We start from the raw sequence: 21,628 nt of genomic DNA on the forward strand, positions 1-21,628 counted from the left end.
GAGGTGGAAGCACAGTAATGTGTGGAGCTGACCAATACTAATCGGTCGAGGGCTTATCCTAAAAGATTAAACCCCAAAAAGTGAAGTGAAGCTTTGCAGCAACACCGAATACTTTCCGGGGGCCCCGGATGAACATCTAGCACTAACTTTCGCATTCAGTTTTCAAGGTTCAAACCTTGAATTTCATATTGGCTTTAGCCAATGCTGTTTGGTGGCGATGGCGGAGGGGTTCCACGCGTACCCATCCCGAACACGACCGTTAAGCCCTCCAGCGCCGATGGTACTTGGACCGCAGGGTCCCGGGAGAGTAGGACGTCGCCAAGCAATGAAAGACCACTGTTGAGATATCTCGACGGTGGTCTTTTTGTATATAAGGACTTAGGCTAGGTCTTAAGGATGGTTGACAGGGAATAAACGAACCAGTATGCTTGATTTTGCAAGCGTTTACATTGAGGGTGATTTATCTATGGAGGTATTGCACCACTACATAATTAGATAAAGACAATCAATCTAGCATCATTATTTTTTGTTATTTATGCAAACGTTTGCATTTATTTGGAGAGGGGATATGTCATGAGGAAATGGAAGGCTTCGATCTCTGGTATGTTAGTTGGTGTCATGCTAATTAGCTTGATGCCAGTATGGGGAGGAGGGATGACTTATGCATTTTCTACATCTGCAGTCCAAGACTCCTTAGGCGAGAAGAAGCAGCAACTACAGCCCCAATCAGCAGAACAGACAACGGCAGAAGACGCATTGAAGGCTGTTGATTGGAATATGGTGAAGCCATTAGGCTCGTCATCGACAGCAGGCTGGAATAGTGCCAAGTTGGATCAGATGAAATTGACAAGCGATGCAAAGTATTTGTATTTCCGTGTCGATGCAGCTCATGCGGAGTCATGGCAGTATCTTGATATCGCTTTGCAGATCAATGATTTTGATTCCGGAGTCGCAACCAATCCTTATCAACGACAATTCAATTATAACCATACACAGCTGAAGCCGAAGTTCCATATCGTGATGGAAGCGAAGCAAGGCGGCGAGGCGGCTGTATATGAGAGTGCCTCATCAACACCATTGCTTCATACAGGAGATTTGCAAGGGGCATACTTCCAAGTTACAGACCAAGCCAAAGTGATGACAGGGGCAATTCCTCTGAACAAGCTTCAATTGAAGCTGGATGACACCGTCAAAGCGATTGTTGTTCTTAGCGGTGATCGCGCGGATGAGCATGGTGTATTCGATGTCATTCCCGAAACGGCAGACAATGAAATTGCGACAGGCTGGAATATGAAACAGAACCCGAACGGCTTATCTACCTATAGCGAGCCGTTTACGGTTACTTTTGCTCCAATCATTGATGGGGTTAAAGACAATCTCTGGGACGATGTGGAGGCACTTGGGACATCAGTAACAGAGAGCACATATGGCGATACGAAACTAGGTGCAATCAAACTGATCAATGATAGTAAGAAGCTGTATATATGGGTAGATGCACGATTGCCAAATTGGGGAGATAAGGGGCAGTATATTGATATTGCTCTTAATGTAGATCAGGTTGATTCAGGCAATGCGGACAACCCATGGAAAGCGCAATATAATTTTAGCGGTACAACAGAGAAGCCGCAGTATCATCTTATGATGCGTTTGAAACAAGACAATGAAATAGAAGGCGCTGCTTTATATGAGGCCTCGGATTACAATACCCCCATTTTATCCACATGGGGAGATCGCAAAGGAGCAGAATTCGCTGTATCCAGACAGTCAGGATTTGAAGCGTCTATACCACTGCATCAGCTCAAGCTAAAAAATCATGACGTTTTGCGTCCAATTGTTGTTCTAAGCGGAAATGAGGACACGCATGGTGCATTCAATGTAATACCAGAAGATCCGGGGAATACACGAGCAAGTAGTTGGAATGAATCATCGAACCCGAATGTACAACGTGTATATGCCGGAAATTACGAGATAAAGGGGATGAGTGACGCTCTGGAGCTGATTAGCACAGATCCGGCCCATAAACAGCAGCATGTAGCAGTTAATAAGCCGATTATCGTCACCTTCTCCGAACAAATTGAGATGAATGGGCAAGGCATCACGCTTGAGGATAAGCTAGGTGCGACCCAACCGATAGATGTGACGATAAAGGAGCAGCAGTTGGTCGTTACACTGAGTCAACCGCTGCGCTATTATACAGAGTATAAGGTTGTTATTCCAGCGGGAGTGGCAACGGGGAAAGACACGAATACACCGAACACAGCATATGAGTTTTCCTTTACAACGAAGGCTCAGCCTTCTATGCATGCTGCATGGATGGATCAGGATCATGAAGTTCGCGTTACATTGAAGGACATTGTTCCGAACTTGGATTACTCCGCATTTGCCGCATATGAAGGTACAACCAAATTGGAGGGTGTATCCTCTCAGGGCGCAGATGAGAAATCTGTGAAGATCTATTTGTCCAATCCGGTTGATGATGTGTCAAAGGCATATACAGTACGCTATGAAGGAAATCCACAGAACATGTATCGGGATATGCCGATCAAGATGCGTGGTATTTTGGATAGCTACGTATATGCTGGGGATGACTTAGGTGTTACGTATCATTCGACTTCAAGCAGCTTCAAAGTATGGGCGCCTACGGCTGCACAAGCTTCGTTAGCCTTGTACGATAGAGCGGACATGGCGAAAGACGTGCCTAGCAGGGAAGTCTCGATGCGTAAGGATGCAGCTACAGGGGTATGGGCCGCTAACGTGAATGGCAACTTACATGGAACCTATTACATGTACAAGCTGCAATTCCCAGATGGCAGCACATCGTATGCACTTGATCCATATGCGAGATCGGCATCGGTGAACAGCGGGAAGTCGGCAATTATTGATCTTGCAGCAACCAATCCGAAGAACTGGGACGGAGATCGGAAGCCCCCATTCCTGAATCCAACAGATGCTGTCATATACGAACTGCATGTCCGTGATTTTTCAATTCATGAGAATTCAGGCGTATCGCCAGGCAATCGAGGCAAGTTTACTGCCTTTACGGAAACGGGAACGACTTTGCCTGGAAAGCCAGATATAAAGACAGGGATCGACCATTTGCAAGAGCTTGGTATTACGCATGTTCACTTGCTTCCGACCTATGACTTCGGTTCGGTAAATGAGAAGCTGGTGGATGATCCAAGTTTGAAAGAACGAAAATTCAATTGGGGCTATGATCCGGTAAACTATAACATGCCAGAGGGTTCCTATACGACCAAGGCAGCACAGGAAGACCCAGCGAAGCGAATTCGTGAGTTCAAGGCAATGGTGCAAGCGCTTCATGACCAAGGCATTAGGGTCGTGCTGGATGTCGTGTACAACCATACATTTGTAACCGGCCTGGAATCGGATATGTCGGTATTTGATAAGATTGTACCGGGTTATTTCTATCGGAGCGATGAGCAAGGCAACTTCACTAACGGCTCCGGTGTAGGGAATGAAGTAGCAACAGAGCGACCGATGGTTAGCAAATACGTGCAGGACTCCGTGAAATACTGGGCTGAGGAGTACAATGTAGACGGATTCCGCTTCGACTTGATGAAGCTAGTCGATCTGCAGACAACACGCGCTATCGTGCGTGAGCTGAAAGAAATTGATCCAAGCATCATGATCTATGGCGAGCCGTGGTCGGGGGGCAGCACACCGCTTGCTGCGGAATTGCAGATCGAGAAGGGCAAGCAGCGCGGAGAAGGGTTTGCAGTATTCAATGACAATATTCGTGGGGCAATAAAGGGTGGAAGTGACGATGCTTCCAAAGGATTCGCCACAGGAGCCGAAGGCAAAGAAGCGGATGTAGTGAAAGGTCTGCTTGGTGCAATCACAGATTTTACGGCCTCCCCGACAGAGACGATTAACTATGTAACCGCACATGATAACTTGAATTTGTGGGATAAGGTGCTGAAGACGCAAGGGAAAGATACGGACATAAAACGCAATCCGTTCGCAACCTTGACGGAGTCAAATGTACTGGATAACGAGACCGTTAAGCGTTCCTTGCTTGCAAATGGCATTGTTCTTACGGCACAAGGCATTCCGTTCCTTCATGCAGGAGATGAGCTGCTTCGCAGCAAGTTCGGAGATCATAACAGCTATGAGAGCCCAGATGAGATTAATCAAATCTTATGGAAACAGAAGGCGGAGTACAAGCCAGTATTTGATTATTTGAAAGGTCTTATCGAGCTGCGAGCAGCGCATCCAGCATTCCGCATGACAACGAAGGATGAGGTGAAATCGAACTTACAAGTGTATCGCCAAGAAGGGCAAGTTATCGCATTCAAGCTGAATAACTATGCAAATGGGGATACATGGCGCAATATTGCCGTCATTTATAACGGTTCGACTGCTCCGCAAGAAGTTGCACTGCCCACTGCGGATGAATGGAGTGTGGTTGTCGACCATACGTCTGCTGGAGTGAAGACGATACGTACGGTGAAGGGCGGCAAGGTAGAAGTAGCCGGATTGTCCATGATGGTGTTGTACGATCAGGAGAATGGCTATACACCGATAGCGTCAAAGCTTGAAGTAGCGCCTGCTACGCTTGGGTTAGAGCCAGGCACAAGCACTCGTTTGACAGCAGTGGTGCGTGATCAGAAGGGCCGTCCTATGTTTACTGAGAATGTAACATGGTCAACATCCGATGCTGCGGTGGCCGTCATTAACAGTGGAGGCAAAGTAACAGCAGTGAAGGAAGGAGCCGCAGTTCTTACCGCAACCTCGGGCAATTTGAAAGCACAGGTAAATGTGACAGTAGCGAAGCTTGTTCCTACGACGCTGTCCATTAACGGTGCAGATTCAATCTTTGAGGGTCGCACATCACCATTTACAGTTGCTATCAAGGATCAATTCGGACAGACGATTTCTGGTGCAGCTGTGGAGTGGAGTACGTCGGATGCATCAGTGGCTAGAATCGACCGTGCTGGGAAGGTAACAGGCGTGAAGGAAGGAACGGTGGTCATTACAGCTCGGGTTGGAGCAGCAGAGGCCTTGAAGAAGGTAGTGGTTAAGCCGTTACTGAAGCGCTATGTACAAATCAACTATGTACGTCCAGACGCGAAATATGACAACTGGGGATTATGGGTATGGCAGACAGGTGTAAAAGATGACGGTCATGAGTTCCAGCGGTTTGACAAAGGAATGGCGACTGCCATGATTGAAATCGCTCCAGAGTCTGAATCGATTGGGTTTATCGTCAAACGGGGCAACTGGGAAGAGAAAGATATCGATGCCAATCGCTTCATTAAGACAAATTTGGATGACACGTTAACTAAGGTGTATGTATACAGTGGGCAGGAATCATTTCGGACGCTGCCTTCAGTAACTGGCCCAGTTCAAGAGAAGAGTCAGGTTGCGTTCTATTATCGGGATGAGGCGTTGTTTGCGAGTGGAGCGCAGGATCGGATCACGCAGGCTGATATTGCGATCAACGGCAAGTTTTACTCGATGACGTACGATGCAGAAAATGAATGGTTCATCTACGTAATGAAGAACGCAGCGAAAGGCGATTATACGTACAAATTCTCCATTACCAAGGATGGAGTAACGAACGAACTGAATGACCCGCACAATACCGTAAACGGACGCTCGATTGTCGTCGTGAAAGACCCAGGAACAGACCCCGGTACGAAGCCAGAAACGGGCACTGACACAGGAAGCGGCTCTGAAAACGAAAATGGCAGCAAGGAACGAAATGGCGGGGCTGCTCATAAAGGGGCACAGAAGAGTCATTCAAGGGAATGACCGTCACGAAGGATGGCGTTCGTTATGAGCCAACAACGTTGAATTTTCTGAAGAATGCTGACGGAAGGGCGACTGTTGAGCTGTTCATTCGCAATGAAGATATGGAAGAGATGTCTCGTTTGACAGGTTCGGCAACAGAAAGGAGAACTTGGATAATTGCAGCGCCGTCGGAGTCAGAAGACGTACGTATTCGAATCCCGATGAAGAAATTGAGTCAGGCAATGAAGGAACATACGCAATTGAACATTGTGGTACGCTCGGGAACAGGCAGCTATCAACTTCCGGTGAAACAGCTAGCAGATCTGAGCAATGGGAATACATCACAACAGCTCATCGTGCACATGATGAAGCCTTCGGCTGAATTGCTGAAGGTGCTTACATCTGCGGCATCCACACAGCCAGGGGCTCATTTGATGGCAGCTGTTCAGTTCCAGTTGCATTTGGAGCAGGATGGGAGGCAGGAACCAATTCCTGATCGTGCAGGCATTCTTACAACGGGCTCTATCCGGCTGCCGAGCAGCCAAAGTGCTAGGAAGATGACGGCTGTAAAGTATAATGCAAAGACAAAGACATTCTCATTCGTTCCGTCCTGGATGGAGCGTACTGAGGGCGAATCGAATTCGATAATGAACATGAAGCACGATTATAACGGTATCTTCGCAGTACTCAAGTATGCACCTAGCTTCCATGATTTGAACGGCCATTGGGCGAAAGCAAATATGGAGCTGCTAGCTTCTAAGTTCATTATTCAAGGCAGAGGAAATGGACAGTTTGCCCCGAATGATAAGGTAACTCGGGCAGAATTCACGTCCATGCTTGTGCGGGCGTTAGGCTCTGGCGATGTCCAAGGACAGAAACTGTCCAAGGATGCCGATGCCTTCAAGGATGTGCCAGCATCAGCATGGTATGCAGATGCACTTGCGACTGCGGTACAACTGAAACTTGTTGAGGGGGATGGTAACGGCTCATTCCATCCGAATGCATCCATTACTCGCGAGCAATTGGCACAAATGCTTGTCAATGCTGCTCGTCTTACAGGTCATCATCTGGAACTCTCAACCGATTTCCTCAATGGCTACCTAGACCGCACGCTGCGTCCTAATGGTGACGCTACACGAGCAGAAGCAGGAGTTGCATTGACCAGACTTCTTCTTGCTCTACAATATATTGCTGAATAGCACGACCAACACTCCCGTGTCATCCGTAAGGACGGCAGCGGGAGTTTTTTAACTGGGACGAACGCAATCATTCATTAGGTCATTTCAACTTGTTATTCACATGTGCATAATTGGACGGACATAGCGGTAAAATGTACACCATGCATATTTTCTCTATGAACAAGCTGTGGAGAGAGGATTAGTGAATCTCCTTATGCACATTTTACCCATCATTTATCCACGAGTGTGGAGAAGTTCCCATGTATCCACATATAGAGTTTCATGAATAGGGCTTACCATCAACCGTGTAATTGAATATATTGCGTAATTGAGATGGAATGAGCGTGTGCTTTTTAACCAAGAAGAAGGTTATCCACATTATCGTGTAGAATAGCTGATGAAATCGATCTAAAATAGTTGCAAAATCATACGAGTGCGCTATAATAAAAATAAAGTCAAAGAAAGTCAAAGTCAGATTAATAGTCAAAAAAGTTCAAAATATTGCGCCAAACTAGAATAAGTGAGGCTTATATTTGGTTAAACCTAATATAGAGACTGCTGCAGGCGGAAAGGGGGGAGAAGATGCGCAACATTTCCGACCTAATCGAGCACTACTTGAAGCATATATTACTTGAGAGTTCGGAAGGTGCCGTTGAGATTCAGCGCAATGACTTGGCAGAACAATTCTCTTGTGTTCCATCGCAGATTAACTATGTGATCAGCACACGCTTTACGTTGGAGAAGGGTTATGTTGTTGAGAGCAAACGTGGCGGTGGAGGGTATATTCGCATTCAGCGAATTGACTTGCCAGCCCATCAAGCGATTCATAATCATTTGTGCGAATCCATTGGGGAGCAGATTGAGCAGAGTGCCGCTGAAGGTCTTATCTATCAACTGGAAGAAGCGGAATTCATCTCCCGCCGGGAAGCGAATCTGCTGCGGGCTGCTGTTTCTCGGGACAATATAACAGTAAAGCTTCCTTACCGCGACGAGATACGTGCCCGGCTGCTAAGGTCGATGCTGCTGGCACTGCTTAGCAAGTAGAGATGTAAGTATGTAAGATGATGCTACCTATAAAGGAGGAGAGACGGTTATGGTGTGTCAACAATGTGGTCAGAAACCGGCTACCCTGCATTTTACGAAAATCATTAATGGACAGAAGACGGAGTTTCACATTTGTGAATCATGTGCCCGGGAAAAAGGCGAATGGATTCCAGGCACGGCGAACGGATTCTCCATCCATAATCTATTGTCGGGATTGCTTGATTTCGATCTGACAGGCAGCAAACAGGGAGCTAAGGAAGATGCGAAGCCACAGCCTATGCGCTGTGAGAAATGCGGACTGACTTATGCACAGTTCGGTAAGCTCGGCCGCTTTGGCTGTGATGAATGCTACACCTTTTTCGGTGAGCGCTTAGATCCGCTATTGAAGCGGGTACATGGCAATACCGTTCACGTTGGCAAAATTCCGAAGCGTGGGGGAGGCCGAATTCAGCGCAGACGCGAGCTGGAAGAATTGAAGAAGCAGCTGCAGTTCAGTATTTTGCGTGAAGAGTTCGAAGAGGCCGCAACCTTGCGTGACCGTATTCGCGAATTGGAGAAGCAGCCGCAAAGCGATTCGGAGAGAAGCAGTTCATAGCACCTAGGATACAAGCGCTATCGAGAGAGTAAGATGACAATAAGCAGTGCGAATTGGAAGGAGATGACGAGATGACAGAGCGACGATTTATTGAAGAAGCCCTAAGCGATTGGATGCGCGGCACGGGTCCGGATTCCGATATCGTCATCAGCAGCCGTATCCGTATAGCACGGAATATTAGCGGACTGCCGTTCCCGATCTTGGCTACGAATCAACAATCGGCCGAGGTGTTGGATCGTTTGTCAGCAGTCATGAAAGACCCGGAATTTGCGCAATTGAATCACTTTCATGAATTAGAGCTGGCAGAGCTTAGCGATACAGAGAAGCAAGTTCTAGTAGAGAAGCATTTGATATCCCCGAGTTTGGCAAATGAGTCCCGCAATGGCGCGGTCATTGTCAGTGAGGATGAGTCAACCAGCATCATGATTAACGAGGAAGATCATCTTCGTATTCAATGCCTATCACCAGGGCTGCAAATTCGTGAGGCTTGGGAGCAGGCTAACCGCATCGATGATGTGTTTGAATCGCAAATCGACTACGCCTTCGATGAGAAGAGAGGTTTCTTAACGAGCTGCCCGACGAATGTGGGAACAGGAATACGGGCATCGGTGATGATGCATTTGCCAGCATTGGTAATGACACAGCAGATTAACCTCATGCTTCAGGCCGTTACCCAAGTTGGATTGGCGGTTAGAGGCATATACGGAGAAGGAAGCGAAGCGATCGGCAACCTGTTCCAAATATCAAATCAGATTACATTAGGCCAATCCGAATCTGAGATTATTGATAATTTGTACAGTGTTGTGAAGCAATTAATCGAGCATGAGAAGGCAGCTCGGGAACAGCTGCTGACAAGCAATAGCATGCGGCTTACGGATCGCATTTGCCGCTCATATGGAATTTTGAAGCATGCAGTTATTATGGATTCAAAAGAAGCCGCACAGCGGTTGTCCGACATTAGGCTTGGTTCTGACCTTGGCATCCTGCAGCATATTCAATCGTCACAACTGAATGAATTATTGGTCATGACACAGCCAGGCTTCTTACAATATAAATACAACACGACATTATCTCAAGAAGATCGGGATTCATATCGCGCGAAGATGATTCGCGAGACGTTATCCAAATCTAAATCATAATGTAATATGGAGGTGCAACACTTATGATGTTCGGTAGATTCACAGAACGTGCGCAGAAAGTATTGGCTTTGGCACAAGAAGAAGCAGTACGACTCGGGCATAACAATATCGGAACGGAGCATATTCTGCTTGGACTTATCCGCGAAGGGGAAGGCATCGCAGCTAAGGCACTTGTAGCGCTTGGCCTTGGATTGGAGAAGATTCAGGACGAAGTCGAAACCTTGATCGGGCGCGGTCAAGAACAGCCACTCAATATTGCATATACCCCGCGTGCGAAGAAAGTGATTGAGCTGTCCATGGATGAAGCGCGCAAGCTTGGCCACACTTATGTGGGTACAGAGCACATTCTGCTTGGTTTGATCCGGGAAGGAGAAGGCGTAGCAGCACGGGTGTTGAACAACCTTGGCATTAGCTTGAACAAGGCACGCCAACAAGTGCTGCAGCTGCTTGGAAGCAGCGAAGCGGTATCCAGCCATCATGGACAATCGCAAAATGTAAGCACACCGACACTGGACAGCTTAGCTCGTGATCTGACAGCAGTAGCGAAGGAAGGCAATCTTGATCCGGTTATCGGCCGTTCGAAGGAAATTGAGCGCGTCATTCAAGTACTGAGCCGCCGTACGAAGAATAACCCCGTACTTATCGGTGAGCCTGGGGTTGGTAAGACGGCCGTAGCTGAAGGTCTGGCACAGAAGATTATTAACAATGAAATTCCAGAGACGCTTCGCGATAAGCGTGTTATGACGCTTGATATGGGTTCGGTTGTAGCCGGAACGAAATACCGGGGTGAGTTCGAGGATCGCCTGAAGAAGATCATGGATGAAATCCGCCAAGCAGGCAATGTCATCCTGTTCATCGATGAATTGCATACGCTCATCGGTGCCGGCGGTGCTGAAGGCGCCATTGATGCATCGAACATTTTGAAGCCTGCATTGGCTCGTGGAGAGCTGCAGTGCATTGGGGCGACAACACTTGATGAGTACCGCAAATATATCGAGAAGGATGCAGCGCTCGAACGCCGCTTCCAGCCGATTACGGTTGACCAGCCTACTCCAGAGGAAGCAATCCAGATCTTGACTGGGCTGCGTGATCGTTATGAAGCCCATCACCGTGTGAAAATTACCGATGAGGCAATTGAGCAAGCGGTGAAGCTCTCGGATCGGTATATTACAGACCGCTTCCTGCCGGATAAGGCAATTGACTTGATTGATGAAGCGAGCTCGAAAGTTCGCCTTCATTCGTATACAGTACCACCAAATTTGAAAGAGCTTGAAGCACGTTTGGAAGACATCCGCAAAGAGAAGGACGCATCTGTGCAAAGCCAAGAATTCGAGAAAGCCGCTGCGCTGCGTGATACGGAGCAGAAGATGCGCGAAGAACTGGAGACCGTTCGCAACCAGTGGAAAGAGAAGCAGGGACGCGTGGATTCTGAAGTTACGCCAGAGGATATTGCTCAAGTCGTAGCGAGCTGGACCGGAATTCCGGTATTGAAGCTGAAGGAAGAAGAGACAGAGCGCTTGCTCAAGATGGAAGAGATTCTTCATGAGCGTGTCATCGGCCAAGATGAAGCGGTGAAAGCAGTGAGTCGTGCAATCCGCCGTGCGCGTGCAGGGTTGAAGGATCCGAAGCGTCCGATGGGCTCCTTCATCTTCCTTGGCCCAACTGGGGTAGGTAAGACTGAGCTTGCTCGTGCCTTGGCCGAATCTTTGTTCGGTGATGAGAATGCGGTAATCCGAATTGATATGTCCGAATACATGGAGAAGCATTCGACAGCTCGTCTCGTCGGAGCGCCTCCGGGATATGTCGGCTATGAAGAGGGCGGCCAATTGACGGAGAAGGTTCGCCGTAAGCCATACTCAGTCGTCTTGTTGGACGAAATCGAGAAGGCACATCCAGAAGTATTCAACATTTTGCTTCAAGTGTTGGAAGATGGCCGTCTCACCGATTCGAAGGGACGTGTAGTGGACTTCCGTAACACGCTTATCATCCTGACATCCAACGTTGGGGCCGAAGCAATTAAGCGTAATTCTACGCTTGGCTTCACTGCAGTTGATGATGCAGGCAAAGACTACAACAACATGAAGGATAAAGTGATGGGTGAATTGAAGAAGAGCTTCCGCCCAGAATTCTTGAACCGGATTGATGAAATTATCGTGTTCCACTCCTTGGAGCAGAAGCACATCGCTGAAATCGTATCCTTGATGGCTGGTGAGCTTCGCAAGCGTCTGAAGGAACAGGATGTTGATTTCCAATTGACAGACAATGCGAAGAATTTCCTCGCGAAGGAAGGCTTTGATCCAGCGTATGGCGCCCGTCCATTGCGTAGAGCGATTCAGAAGCATATCGAGGATCGCCTGTCAGAGGAATTGTTGAAGGGTAATGTCAGCAAGGGCGATGCCGTCGTCATCGACGAGAAAGATGGCGAGCTGCTCGTCCTGCGCAACAACGAGGTTAACACAGCACATGTATAATGAACTGTAGTATTTAGGAAAGAATCGTACTTTCTCCCTCCCGGAGGAAGGTACGGTTCTTTTTTTCTTCGTTATTTATTGCTCCACATATGCCTGTTTCTGCTTGCGATATGCTAAAGCACTTTATCCTCCTTCTTAAAAATGGTAAACTAATGAGTAATGAGTAACGAGGTACCTGTTTGCGGACATGGCGACCGACGACTTGCAGCATATTGATTAGGAGTGTCGGCTTCATGGCCAAAGTGAAAACGAAATTTTTCTGTACGGAATGTGGATACGAAACACCGAAATGGATGGGGAAATGCCCTGGCTGCGGTGAGTGGAATACGATGGTGGAAGAGCGGGAGACAGTCATTAAGACAGCAGGTGTGCATTCTTCCTTGATTCAAACGAAAGAAAAGCCGCAATCTATCATACACATAGAAAGTGGACGTGAACCTAGACTCACTACGACACTTAGTGAGTTGAACCGCGTACTGGGCGGCGGTGTTGTTCCTGGATCACTTATTCTAGTGGGGGGCGACCCGGGTATCGGGAAGTCAACACTTCTACTGCAGACTTCCAATGCACTGGCTGCCAGCGGCCTCAAGGTGCTGTACGTATCTGGTGAGGAATCGATGCGTCAGACGAAGCTGCGGGCAGACCGTCTTGGTGTCTTGTCGGAGAACTTATTCGTCCTCAGTGAGACGAATCTGCAATATATCGAGGAGGCGCTTGAGGCGGCACAGCCTGACTTCCTCGTTATCGACTCCATCCAGACCGTCTTCCAACCTTCGGTGGAATCAGCTCCCGGCAGTGTTGCACAAGTACGCGAATGCACAAGCACATTCATGCGCATCGCTAAAGGGAAGGGCATCGCAACTGTCCTTGTTGGACATGTGACGAAGGAAGGTGCGATTGCCGGTCCGCGGCTGCTGGAGCATATGGTCGATTGTGTCCTTTATTTCGAAGGAGAGCGGCATCATTCCTATCGTATTTTGCGGGCTGTAAAGAACCGGTTCGGTTCGACCAATGAGATAGGAATCTTCGAGATGACGGAGGGCGGTCTTGTCGAGGTGAAGAACCCATCCGAGATGTTCCTGCAGGAGAGACCGCTAGGTGTTGCAGGATCCACGGTTGTAGCCAGCCTTGAGGGAACCCGTCCCGTCCTTGTTGAGATGCAGGCGCTCGTATCGGCGACGAACTTCCCGTCTCCGCGGAGGATGGCGACAGGGATTGATCATCATCGTCTGGCGCTTATTATTGCGGTGCTGGAGAAACGAATGGGAATGTTCCTGCAAAATCAGGATGCATACGTGAATGTAGCGGGTGGAATTAAGCTTGATGAGCCAGCTGTTGACTTGGCTATGGCGGTTGCAATTGCTTCGAGCTTCCGAGATATGCCGACACAACCATTCGATGTTGTCTTTGGCGAAGTGGGGTTAACTGGTGAAGTGCGTGGGGTATCTCGTGCAGAACAGCGAGTGAAGGAAGCAGAGAAGCTTGGATTCAAGCGCATTATATTACCAGAGAAGAGCTTGCGCGGCTGGAAGCCGCCTGCCAATATTGAGATTATTGGAGTAAATACGGTTGCTGAAGCATTAGCTGTGGCGTTAGGTTAGGGGGCATAGATATAGAATGAAGGAAAGCCAACTGGATATTATGAACGACCTGCTGCGGATGGTCGCACCAGGAACGCCTTTCCGCGACGGGCTTGAGAATGTGCTGCGCGCGAAGACAGGGGCACTTATTGTCGTTGGATACAGTCCAGAAGTAATGGAAGTTGTAGACGGGGGATTCTCTATTAACTGTGACTTCTCACCGAGCTACTTGTACGAACTGGCCAAGATGGACGGCGCCATTATCTTGAGTGAAGACATTAAGCGGATATTATATGCGAACACACAGCTCATTCCGGATTCCTCCATTCCATCTACGGAGACAGGCATCCGGCACCGGACAGCGGAGCGGGTAGCGAAGCAGACGGGGAAGCTGGTAGTCTCCATCTCCCAGCGCCGGAATGTCATTACACTGTACCAAGGCAGTCTGCGTTATGCACTTAAGGAGATTGGCGTTATTCTCACGAAGGCGAACCAAGCGATTCAGACATTGGAAAAATATAAGGTTGTGCTTGTACAAGGCATGACAAATTTAACTGCATCCGAGTTCGAAGAATTGGTTACCTTATACGATGTCGTAAACGTTGTGCAACGTATTGAGATGGTGTTACGTATTAAGATGGAGATCAAGCGTTACATCAACGAACTGGGAACAGAGGGACGTCTTATCAGCATGCAGCTCGAAGAGCTCGTAAGCAACACCGAAGAAGACGCTTGGCTGCTGTTGAAGGATTATGCCCGGGACGGAAGCGATGAGAAGGTACGTGAGATCATAGCCCAACTTAAGAAATGCACGGCAGATGAACTGCTTGATACCCATCATTTAATAAGACTGCTCGGTTACCCGACGACGAGCACGATTCAGGAAGAATCCGTTTCGCCGCGCGGTTACCGCGTTCTTAGCAAGATACCAAGACTTCCTAATGTCATAATTCACAACTTAGTCGAAACCTTCCAATACCTCCCTCATGTCATGATGGCAACGATTGAGGAATTGGATGAAGTAGACGGCATTGGCGAAGTTCGCGCTCGTGCGATTAAGGAAGGGCTTAAGCGGATTCAGGAGCAGGTCTTCATTGACAGGCAAATTTGATTTTCCTACAATGAAAGGACGTACGTTGGGCATAGTAAAATTAGAGGTGAACCTATGATTACAAAGTCCATTCCGAGCTTGTTTACGATCGGTAACTTGTTTCTCGGAATCATTTCCATCATGCTTGCGTTTCACGATGACTACAACTTAGCAGCTCTTATGATTATTATTGCCATGTTGCTCGACGGATTGGATGGGCGTGTAGCAAGAGCATTGAACGCACAGAGTGAATTCGGCAAGGAGCTTGACTCCCTATCCGATGTGATTTCATTCGGTGTAGCGCCAGCCTTCATTATGTATGCCGTCGCTTTTACAGATAGTAACCCGGTGCTGGCTTGCATCGTTACTGCAATCTTCCCGATTTGTGGTGCGCTGCGACTTGCACGCTTCAACGTTAAGGATGGTATTCCGGGGTATTTCATCGGCTTGCCAATCCCAGCGGCTGGCGGTGTGGCATGTACACTTGCCTTGTTCCATGAGAGCATCCCAGCGGCTTATCTTATGATAGCGATGATTTTATTATCTTACTTAATGGTTAGTACTGTGAAATATCCGAACTTCAAGAAAGTCGGTATTCCGAAGAAGGCCATCTGGATTACGCCTTTTGTTATTGCAGGGGCAGTAGCGATCGCGGTATGGCAGCCAGAACAGACACCGAAGCTGATTTTTGTGCCGTTGGTACTGTATGCGCTGCTTGGTTTAAAAAAAAACGTTAGAATGCTGAATCGCCGCCGCAAGAAACAGCTTGATGCGGAAGAGTGGTACCAGTCAAAGCATTCTTAAGCGAATAAACCCAAAAGAAAAGCACTTGCAGTCCATAATTGGGCGGCAGGTGCTTTTTGTGTTGTATATGATTTCCGTTCCAATTATCTTGTATCAATTTTCAGTTCTTCTTCATTCCATTAGGACAGGTTGAATATCCCGAGAGTTTGGCACTTGCTCGATTCCTGTTTGACGACATCGTCAAGATCAATATCAAGCAGATTGCACAGGGCAGACATATAGAATAGGTGCTTGCCAAGCTCGCTCTTCACAACATCCTTGCAGTTCTCGCATAAGTGACCTTGAACATGTGATTCAAGAGATTGCTTCGCTTGATCCATATCCATGTCGTCATGGTAGGGCTGCCGCTTCGCATGCAGCTCCAAGCAGCCACATTCTGTTATGGCTTTTGTTACCGCGCGGTTTACCGAGGCGTCAGACTGTCCGTATTTCGAAAGAATGTCCAGCAAGCTTCGGTGTCTTAACAATAAATCGCCGACTTGATCCTGGAAAGATTGCAACCTGGAAGTACTCATTACTCATCCACCTCTATTCATGGAATCGTGGTTCGGCCCGAGCCATACTGCTCAAGGGACTCACGTTATTTCAGCTCTCCCCATTCCGTACTACTCCCCTATTATACGACTAGGATTTCCTACATTTCAACTTCGCCTCGAATTTAAAAATGTAAGAATGGACGATTAGGAGCGAGAGGGTTGGGCCATAATTGTAAAGATATTCAAATTAGATAAGGAGGTGGACTTCGTGTTCAGACGATTATTTTATGCGGTTGCAGGATTGATCGGAGCATGGAGTGGGACAGAGTTCCATCGGTATTGGAATATGCAGACAATGGAGTTTTCGTCATTATCCAACCCTGGAATAACTTCTAACGGACTGTTATGGGCACTTGGCGGGGCATTTTGCTTTATTGTGATGGGTCGTGCACTTTTTACGCCATTGGCACGGTTATGGGGCAGCTTGGAAGAACGCATGGTGAATATGTCAGCAGGGATGCTGGTGATTGGAGCTTCTGGCGCATTGATGGGACTGTCCTTTGGGGGGTTGCTTGTACCGCTATTTGAGCCGTTTGGGACAGTAGGGCGTATGGTATCGGTTTGTATGATTGTCCTGCTGTCAACAGCAGGGTTGCAAGCAGCACTTATGAAGCAGGATGAGATTGTAAAGTGGGTCTCCGCCTTCCGCATGCCTGAACGAGGTGAAGAGAAGAGCAGAGGAATGGAAGAACATAAGATCTTGGATACAAGCGTCATCATTGATGGTCGCATCGCAGATATATGCAAGACCGGATTCATTGAAGGGACAATCGTCATTCCTGAGTTCGTCTTAGAGGAGTTGCAGCATATCGCGGATTCGTCGGACTTGCTCAAGCGGAACCGTGGACGCAGAGGGTTGGACATTCTGAATAAAATTCAAAAAGAACTGGAAGTAAAAGTACTCATTTATGAAGGGGACTTTGACGAAATTTCGGAGGTAGACAGCAAGCTGGTTAAGCTCGCGAAGCTGCTAAAGGGGAAAGTCGTCACGAATGATTTCAACTTGAACAAGGTATGTGAGCTGCAGGGAGTATCAGTGCTCAATATTAACGATCTAGCCAACGCTGTGAAGCCAGTGGTTCTCCCAGGAGAAGAGATTGTTGTTCAAGTCATCAAGGATGGTAAGGAACATGGTCAAGGTGTAGCCTACTTGGATGATGGTACGATGATCGTCGTTGAGGGCGGCAGAGATTATATCGGCATGACGATGGAGGTTCTGGTGACCAGTGTACTTCAGACGTCAGCAGGACGAATGATATTTGCTAAGCCAAAACTGTTGGAAAAAGCCCAATAAACAGGTATGATGGGGATACTACCATCATGGGGGTTAGTAAGGATGGACAGAGGGTTTGGCGTGGTCATAGTCGCTGCTGGCAGAGGCACGCGCATGGGCACGGAAGAGAGTAAGCAGTATTTGCATTTACAGGATAAGCCAGTAATCATCCATACCGTAGAGCGGTTTCAGTCCATGGAGGAGTGCGAATCGATCGCATGGGTAACCACGGAACAGGATTATGCGCGCTGCGAAGCATGGGTGAAACAATACGGATTGCATAAGGTTCAAGACATCGTTACAGGAGGCAAGGAACGTCAGCATTCAGTATATGCTGGCTTGCAGGCTCTGAAAGCGCGTGGACTCGAATATGTGTGCATCCACGATGGTGTACGGCCCTTTGTAGAGCCGGGCAGAGTAAGCGCATGTTACGATGCGGCCCGGCAGCACAGAGCGGCCGTATTGGCCGTTCCGGTCAAGGATACCATTAAGCAGGTGGACAAGTCCGGTATTATTACGGCAACACCTGATCGCAGCAGCTTATGGGCGATTCAGACACCACAGGCTTTCCGGCTTGCTGATGTAATGGCTGCTCATGAGCTCGCGGAGCAGGAGCAATTCGTGGGAACGGATGATGCGATGCTTGTTGAGCGGATGGGAATTGCTGTTCACGTAGTGGAGGGGAGCTACACGAACATTAAGCTAACGACGCCGGATGATCTGGATTGGGCTGCATGGTGGCTGTCTCGTCATGAAGCTGAGCGAAATTGAATGTTGAGGCAGAAGGAGAGGGAGGCTTACGTATGATTAGAGTGGGACAGGGATTCGACGTGCACCAGTTAGTAGAGGGACGGCCGTGCATTATTGGCGGCGTTCATATTCCTTACGAGAAGGGATTGCTTGGGCATTCAGATGCTGATGTGCTTCTGCATACGGTAAGTGATGCAATTCTGGGCGCACTAGGATTAGGGGATATCGGCAAGCATTTTCCAGATACGGATCCTGCATTCAAGGATGCGGACAGCATGAAGCTGTTAGAGCATGTATGGCAGCTAGCTGTTGAGCGCGGTTATCGACTTGGCAACATCGATTGCACGATTATTGCACAGAAACCGAAGATGCTGCCGCATATTCCAGCGATGGTAGCGAATATCGCTCGTGCTCTCGGCGCAGAGGATTCGCAGGTGAATGTGAAGGCTACGACAACGGAACAATTAGGATTTGCTGGACGCGGTGAGGGAATTGCCGCACAGGCTGTTGTCTGCTTATTTCACAATATGGTATGATGAAATGATTAATGGAAAGACAAAGTACGGGAGTGAAGCAATCATGAATAACGATATTCGAGTTCGTTACGCACCAAGCCCTACAGGACACTTACATATTGGTAATACGCGTACGGCATTGTTTAACTATTTGTTCGCACGTCACCATGGGGGTAAGTTCATCGTTCGCATCGAGGATACGGACGTTAAGCGCAATGTGGAAGGCGGAGAAGAGAACCAATTTACGTACATGAAGTGGCTCGGCATGGATTGGGATGAGAGCATTGATGTAGGTGGGGATTTCGGCCCGTACCGTCAGACGGAGCGCTTGGATATCTATAATAAATATGTGGACGAGCTTCTAGAGCGCGGGCTTGCCTATCGCTGCTATTGTACGGAAGAAGAGCTTGCAGCGGAGCGGGAAGCACAAGTTGAACGCGGCGAAACGCCGAAGTATTCCGGCAAGTGCTGCAGCTTGTCCGCTGAGGATCATGCACACCTGGAGGCAGAAGGCCGCAAGCCTAGCATCCGCTTCCGCGTGCCGCAAGGACGCTCGTATACCTTTAATGATATGGTTAAAGGTGAAATTACGTTTGAATCCGATACAACAGGCGACTGGGTTATCGTGAAGAAGGACGGTATACCGACTTATAACTTCGCGGTTGTCATCGATGACCATTTGATGCGGATGTCTCACATTCTGCGTGGAGAAGATCATGTGACGAATACGCTTCGCCAATTGATGATCTTTGAAGCGTTTGGATGGGAAGCGCCTGTATTCGGACATATGACGCTTATCGTAAATGAGAATCACAAGAAGCTCAGCAAACGGGATGAGTCGATCATTCAATTTATTGAACAATATGAGCAGCTCGGCTACTTGCCAGAGGCAATGGTTAACTTCATCGCATTGCTTGGCTGGTCACCAAAAGGGGAAGAAGAGATCTTCTCAATGGAGGAGCTCATCTCGATCTTTGACGAGACGCGCTTGTCCAAGAGCCCTGCTGTATTTGATACGAATAAGCTGACGCATATTAATAATACGTATATGAAGAAAGCAGAACCTGATCGCATTGCGGCATTGTCGATTCCTCACCTCCAGCGTGCAGGACGCTTGCCAGAGCAGCTGAATGAAGAACAGCAAGCTTGGGCGGCTGCACTTGTGAAGCTGTATCAGGAGCAAATGAACTGTGCATCCGACATTGTGGAATTGTCGGAGATGTTCTTCCGTGAAGAACTTGTCATCGACGAAGAAGCTAAGGCAGTGCTCGCTGAAGAGCAGGTTCCTACTGTATTGGCAGCACTTCGTGCGAAGCTGGAAGCTGCAACGACTTGGGATGCAGATACGATCAAGGTATCCTTGAAGGAAGTTCAGAAGGAAACAGGCGCCAAGGGCAAAGGTCTGTTCATGCCGGTTCGTGTTGCAGTATCTGGGCAAATGCACGGCCGTGATTTGAATGAGACGATTGTTCTGCTTGGTAAAGAGAAGGTCCTAGCTCGCTTGAATGGATAGATCAGATTTGATGTTTCTGGATAGGATTTGATTCGAATGCACATGCGGATAACTTTCAACGATTGTTATTGTCATGCAGTAGGAGCTTCGAATATACTTAACGATAGAATCCTTTTCATTATTTCGTTCTGAAGGAAAGTCATGCTTCGTACAGTATGATTGAGCATACTAATAAAAGCGTTGAACGGGAGAGTATAAGCGGGATAAAAATGAACAGAGAGAACGATCGAGATAAGGAAGACTATGGATCTGGTGTCCATCGCTCCTTACAGGCTGTGAGTCGTTCCATTTTTAAGCTTATGCGATGCACCCGGAAGCTCCGTCCTTGAGCATGTACCTGGTACATGGGTAGGGGGTGGCGAATCATCCGCGTTAAGGATATTCAAGAGGGGCAACAAGTATTTGGCTATGTCATGGTTTTGTATCCGGTGTAAGTGGAGGATAGATATACGATGGCAATAGCGGAGATATGATGTTGTCCAAGCAGAGTGGAACCGCGCATCGCGTCTCTGCAGCATCATGCTGCAGGGGCGTTTTTTATTGTGATGAATTTATGTATCCGCTTGTGTGTATGAGAGAGGAATGCTAACTCAATTCGCTGAGTTCCGGGGGGGACAGAGCATGTGGCGTGTCATTCGAAGAATGAAATCCGATGTGCAGGCGGTGTTCGATAACGACCCGGCGGCGCGCAACCGATTCGAAGTAATCTTTACCTATTCAGGCCTGCATGCCATCTGGGCGCATCTCATTGCACATCGGTTCTATCGTTGGCGCTGGTTTACGACTGCGCGCATTATTTCGCAAATAAGCCGGTTCATGACGGGAATTGAAATACATCCTGGAGCGAGGATTGGCCAAAGACTGTTTATTGACCATGGCATGGGAGTCGTCATTGGTGAAACCTGTGAGATTGGCGATGATGTAGTCATTTACCAAGGCGTAACACTTGGAGGTACGGGGAAAGAGAAGGGGAAGCGGCATCCGACGATTGGGAACAATGTCGTCATTGCTTCTGGATCGAAAGTGCTTGGCTCTTTCACTATTGGAGACAATTCAAGCATTGGAGCCAATTCCGTCGTGCTCCGGGAAGTACCGCCGAACTGTACAGTCGTGGGCATTCCGGGACGTGTAGTGAAGCAGGATGGAGTGCGCATTGACCGCTTGAACCATGCCCAACTGCCTGACCCAGTGATTGATATGCTTCGAAGCATGCAGATTGAGATGGATGCATTGAGAGCTGAACTGCACCAACTTAAGCATCCCCAAGGCAGAGACTCTGAAATTGCAGAGACTGAAAGTCAAGAAAGCATACAAGTAGAGGAGTCTGTCCAACAACCGAGGAAAGAACTTGAGAAAGTGAACAAATAAATGCCCGAACATCAAGGA

15 protein-coding genes and 1 rRNA gene are annotated in these 21,628 nt (G+C 48.1%); 15 read left to right on the top strand and 1 reads right to left on the bottom strand.

What is annotated here, in order from left to right:
• The first annotated feature begins 207 nt into the window (after positions 1-207).
• From rrf to pssA, 10 genes are all read left to right on the top strand, one after another.
• Positions 208-324, top strand: a 5S ribosomal RNA gene (gene rrf / locus BLS15_RS26345).
• A 249-nt stretch (positions 325-573) separates the two neighbouring features.
• Positions 574-5,775 carry a type I pullulanase gene (gene pulA, locus BLS15_RS26350; protein ID WP_090514533.1) on the top strand — a complete coding sequence of 1,734 codons (5,202 nt, stop codon included), beginning with the start codon at positions 574-576 and terminating at the stop codon, positions 5,773-5,775.
• Positions 5,772-6,953, top strand: coding sequence for an S-layer homology domain-containing protein (locus BLS15_RS26355; protein ID WP_090514536.1), 1,182 nt, complete (start codon positions 5,772-5,774; stop codon positions 6,951-6,953). Before pulA ends, BLS15_RS26355 begins: the two co-directional genes overlap by 4 nt.
• A gap of 561 nt (positions 6,954-7,514) precedes the next feature.
• Positions 7,515-7,976, top strand: a complete 462-nt coding sequence (locus BLS15_RS26360) for a CtsR family transcriptional regulator (RefSeq protein ID WP_021252491.1) — start codon at positions 7,515-7,517, stop codon at positions 7,974-7,976.
• Positions 7,977-8,025: 49 nt separating this feature from the next.
• The gene (locus tag BLS15_RS26365) at positions 8,026-8,571 is read left to right on the top strand and encodes a protein-arginine kinase activator protein McsA (protein WP_090514539.1); all 546 of its coding nucleotides are present in this window, start codon (positions 8,026-8,028) and stop codon (positions 8,569-8,571) included.
• 71 nt (positions 8,572-8,642) lie between these two features.
• Positions 8,643-9,710 (top strand): protein-arginine kinase McsB, encoded by a 1,068-nt coding sequence (locus tag BLS15_RS26370; RefSeq protein WP_021252489.1) that lies wholly within the window; start codon positions 8,643-8,645, stop codon positions 9,708-9,710.
• A gap of 23 nt (positions 9,711-9,733) precedes the next feature.
• Positions 9,734-12,181, top strand: coding sequence for an ATP-dependent protease ATP-binding subunit ClpC (gene clpC / locus BLS15_RS26375; protein WP_021252488.1), 2,448 nt, complete (start codon positions 9,734-9,736; stop codon positions 12,179-12,181).
• A 233-nt stretch (positions 12,182-12,414) separates the two neighbouring features.
• Positions 12,415-13,782: a DNA repair protein RadA gene (gene radA, locus BLS15_RS26380; RefSeq protein WP_021252487.1), complete on the top strand. Its 1,368-nt coding sequence runs from the start codon at positions 12,415-12,417 to the stop codon at positions 13,780-13,782.
• A gap of 16 nt (positions 13,783-13,798) precedes the next feature.
• Complete coding sequence (gene disA / locus BLS15_RS26385) at positions 13,799-14,872, top strand: DNA integrity scanning diadenylate cyclase DisA (protein WP_021252486.1); 1,074 nt, start codon at positions 13,799-13,801, stop codon at positions 14,870-14,872.
• A gap of 54 nt (positions 14,873-14,926) precedes the next feature.
• Positions 14,927-15,655 carry a CDP-diacylglycerol--serine O-phosphatidyltransferase gene (gene pssA, locus BLS15_RS26390; RefSeq protein ID WP_021252485.1) on the top strand — a complete coding sequence of 243 codons (729 nt, stop codon included), beginning with the start codon at positions 14,927-14,929 and terminating at the stop codon, positions 15,653-15,655.
• 119 nt (positions 15,656-15,774) lie between these two features.
• Here the strand turns inward: pssA and BLS15_RS26395 are convergent, their stop codons facing one another.
• Positions 15,775-16,170: a nucleoside triphosphate pyrophosphohydrolase family protein gene (locus tag BLS15_RS26395; RefSeq protein ID WP_021252484.1), complete on the bottom strand. Its 396-nt coding sequence runs from the start codon at positions 16,168-16,170 to the stop codon at positions 15,775-15,777.
• 229 nt (positions 16,171-16,399) lie between these two features.
• Here BLS15_RS26395 and BLS15_RS26400 point away from each other — a divergent pair, with 229 nt between their 5' ends.
• From BLS15_RS26400 to cysE, 5 genes are all read left to right on the top strand, one after another.
• Positions 16,400-17,485 carry a PIN/TRAM domain-containing protein gene (locus BLS15_RS26400; protein WP_028532529.1) on the top strand — a complete coding sequence of 362 codons (1,086 nt, stop codon included), beginning with the start codon at positions 16,400-16,402 and terminating at the stop codon, positions 17,483-17,485.
• 42 nt (positions 17,486-17,527) lie between these two features.
• Positions 17,528-18,235: a 2-C-methyl-D-erythritol 4-phosphate cytidylyltransferase gene (gene ispD / locus BLS15_RS26405; RefSeq protein ID WP_021252482.1), complete on the top strand. Its 708-nt coding sequence runs from the start codon at positions 17,528-17,530 to the stop codon at positions 18,233-18,235.
• Between the two features lie 32 nt (positions 18,236-18,267).
• Positions 18,268-18,750, top strand: a complete 483-nt coding sequence (ispF, locus tag BLS15_RS26410; RefSeq protein ID WP_028532528.1) for a 2-C-methyl-D-erythritol 2,4-cyclodiphosphate synthase — start codon at positions 18,268-18,270, stop codon at positions 18,748-18,750.
• A 43-nt stretch (positions 18,751-18,793) separates the two neighbouring features.
• Positions 18,794-20,242 (top strand): glutamate--tRNA ligase, encoded by a 1,449-nt coding sequence (gene gltX / locus BLS15_RS26415; RefSeq protein ID WP_028532527.1) that lies wholly within the window; start codon positions 18,794-18,796, stop codon positions 20,240-20,242.
• Between the two features lie 621 nt (positions 20,243-20,863).
• Positions 20,864-21,610: a serine O-acetyltransferase gene (gene cysE, locus BLS15_RS26420; RefSeq protein ID WP_021252479.1), complete on the top strand. Its 747-nt coding sequence runs from the start codon at positions 20,864-20,866 to the stop codon at positions 21,608-21,610.
• Positions 21,611-21,628 lie beyond the last annotated feature (18 nt).

The sequence above is a fragment of the Paenibacillus sp. cl6col genome (assembly GCF_900102125.1).
GTDB classification, from domain to species: Bacteria; Bacillota; Bacilli; order Paenibacillales; family Paenibacillaceae; genus Paenibacillus_B; species Paenibacillus_B suaedae.

What these genes read in the sequence shown, in the direction of transcription:
- pulA (WP_090514533.1), top strand. Translation starts at nt 574, where the DNA reads ATGAGGAAATGGAAGGCTTCGATCTCTGGTATGTTAGTTGGTGTCATG.
- BLS15_RS26355 (WP_090514536.1), top strand. Translation starts at nt 5,772, where the DNA reads ATGACCGTCACGAAGGATGGCGTTCGTTATGAGCCAACAACGTTGAAT.
- BLS15_RS26360 (WP_021252491.1), top strand. Translation starts at nt 7,515, where the DNA reads ATGCGCAACATTTCCGACCTAATCGAGCACTACTTGAAGCATATATTA.
- BLS15_RS26365 (WP_090514539.1), top strand. Translation starts at nt 8,026, where the DNA reads ATGGTGTGTCAACAATGTGGTCAGAAACCGGCTACCCTGCATTTTACG.
- BLS15_RS26370 (WP_021252489.1), top strand. Translation starts at nt 8,643, where the DNA reads ATGACAGAGCGACGATTTATTGAAGAAGCCCTAAGCGATTGGATGCGC.
- clpC (WP_021252488.1), top strand. Translation starts at nt 9,734, where the DNA reads ATGATGTTCGGTAGATTCACAGAACGTGCGCAGAAAGTATTGGCTTTG.
- radA (WP_021252487.1), top strand. Translation starts at nt 12,415, where the DNA reads ATGGCCAAAGTGAAAACGAAATTTTTCTGTACGGAATGTGGATACGAA.
- disA (WP_021252486.1), top strand. Translation starts at nt 13,799, where the DNA reads ATGAAGGAAAGCCAACTGGATATTATGAACGACCTGCTGCGGATGGTC.
- pssA (WP_021252485.1), top strand. Translation starts at nt 14,927, where the DNA reads ATGATTACAAAGTCCATTCCGAGCTTGTTTACGATCGGTAACTTGTTT.
- BLS15_RS26395 (WP_021252484.1), bottom strand. Translation starts at nt 16,170, where the DNA reads ATGAGTACTTCCAGGTTGCAATCTTTCCAGGATCAAGTCGGCGATTTA.
- ispD (WP_021252482.1), top strand. Translation starts at nt 17,528, where the DNA reads ATGGACAGAGGGTTTGGCGTGGTCATAGTCGCTGCTGGCAGAGGCACG.
- ispF (WP_028532528.1), top strand. Translation starts at nt 18,268, where the DNA reads ATGATTAGAGTGGGACAGGGATTCGACGTGCACCAGTTAGTAGAGGGA.
- gltX (WP_028532527.1), top strand. Translation starts at nt 18,794, where the DNA reads ATGAATAACGATATTCGAGTTCGTTACGCACCAAGCCCTACAGGACAC.
- cysE (WP_021252479.1), top strand. Translation starts at nt 20,864, where the DNA reads ATGTGGCGTGTCATTCGAAGAATGAAATCCGATGTGCAGGCGGTGTTC.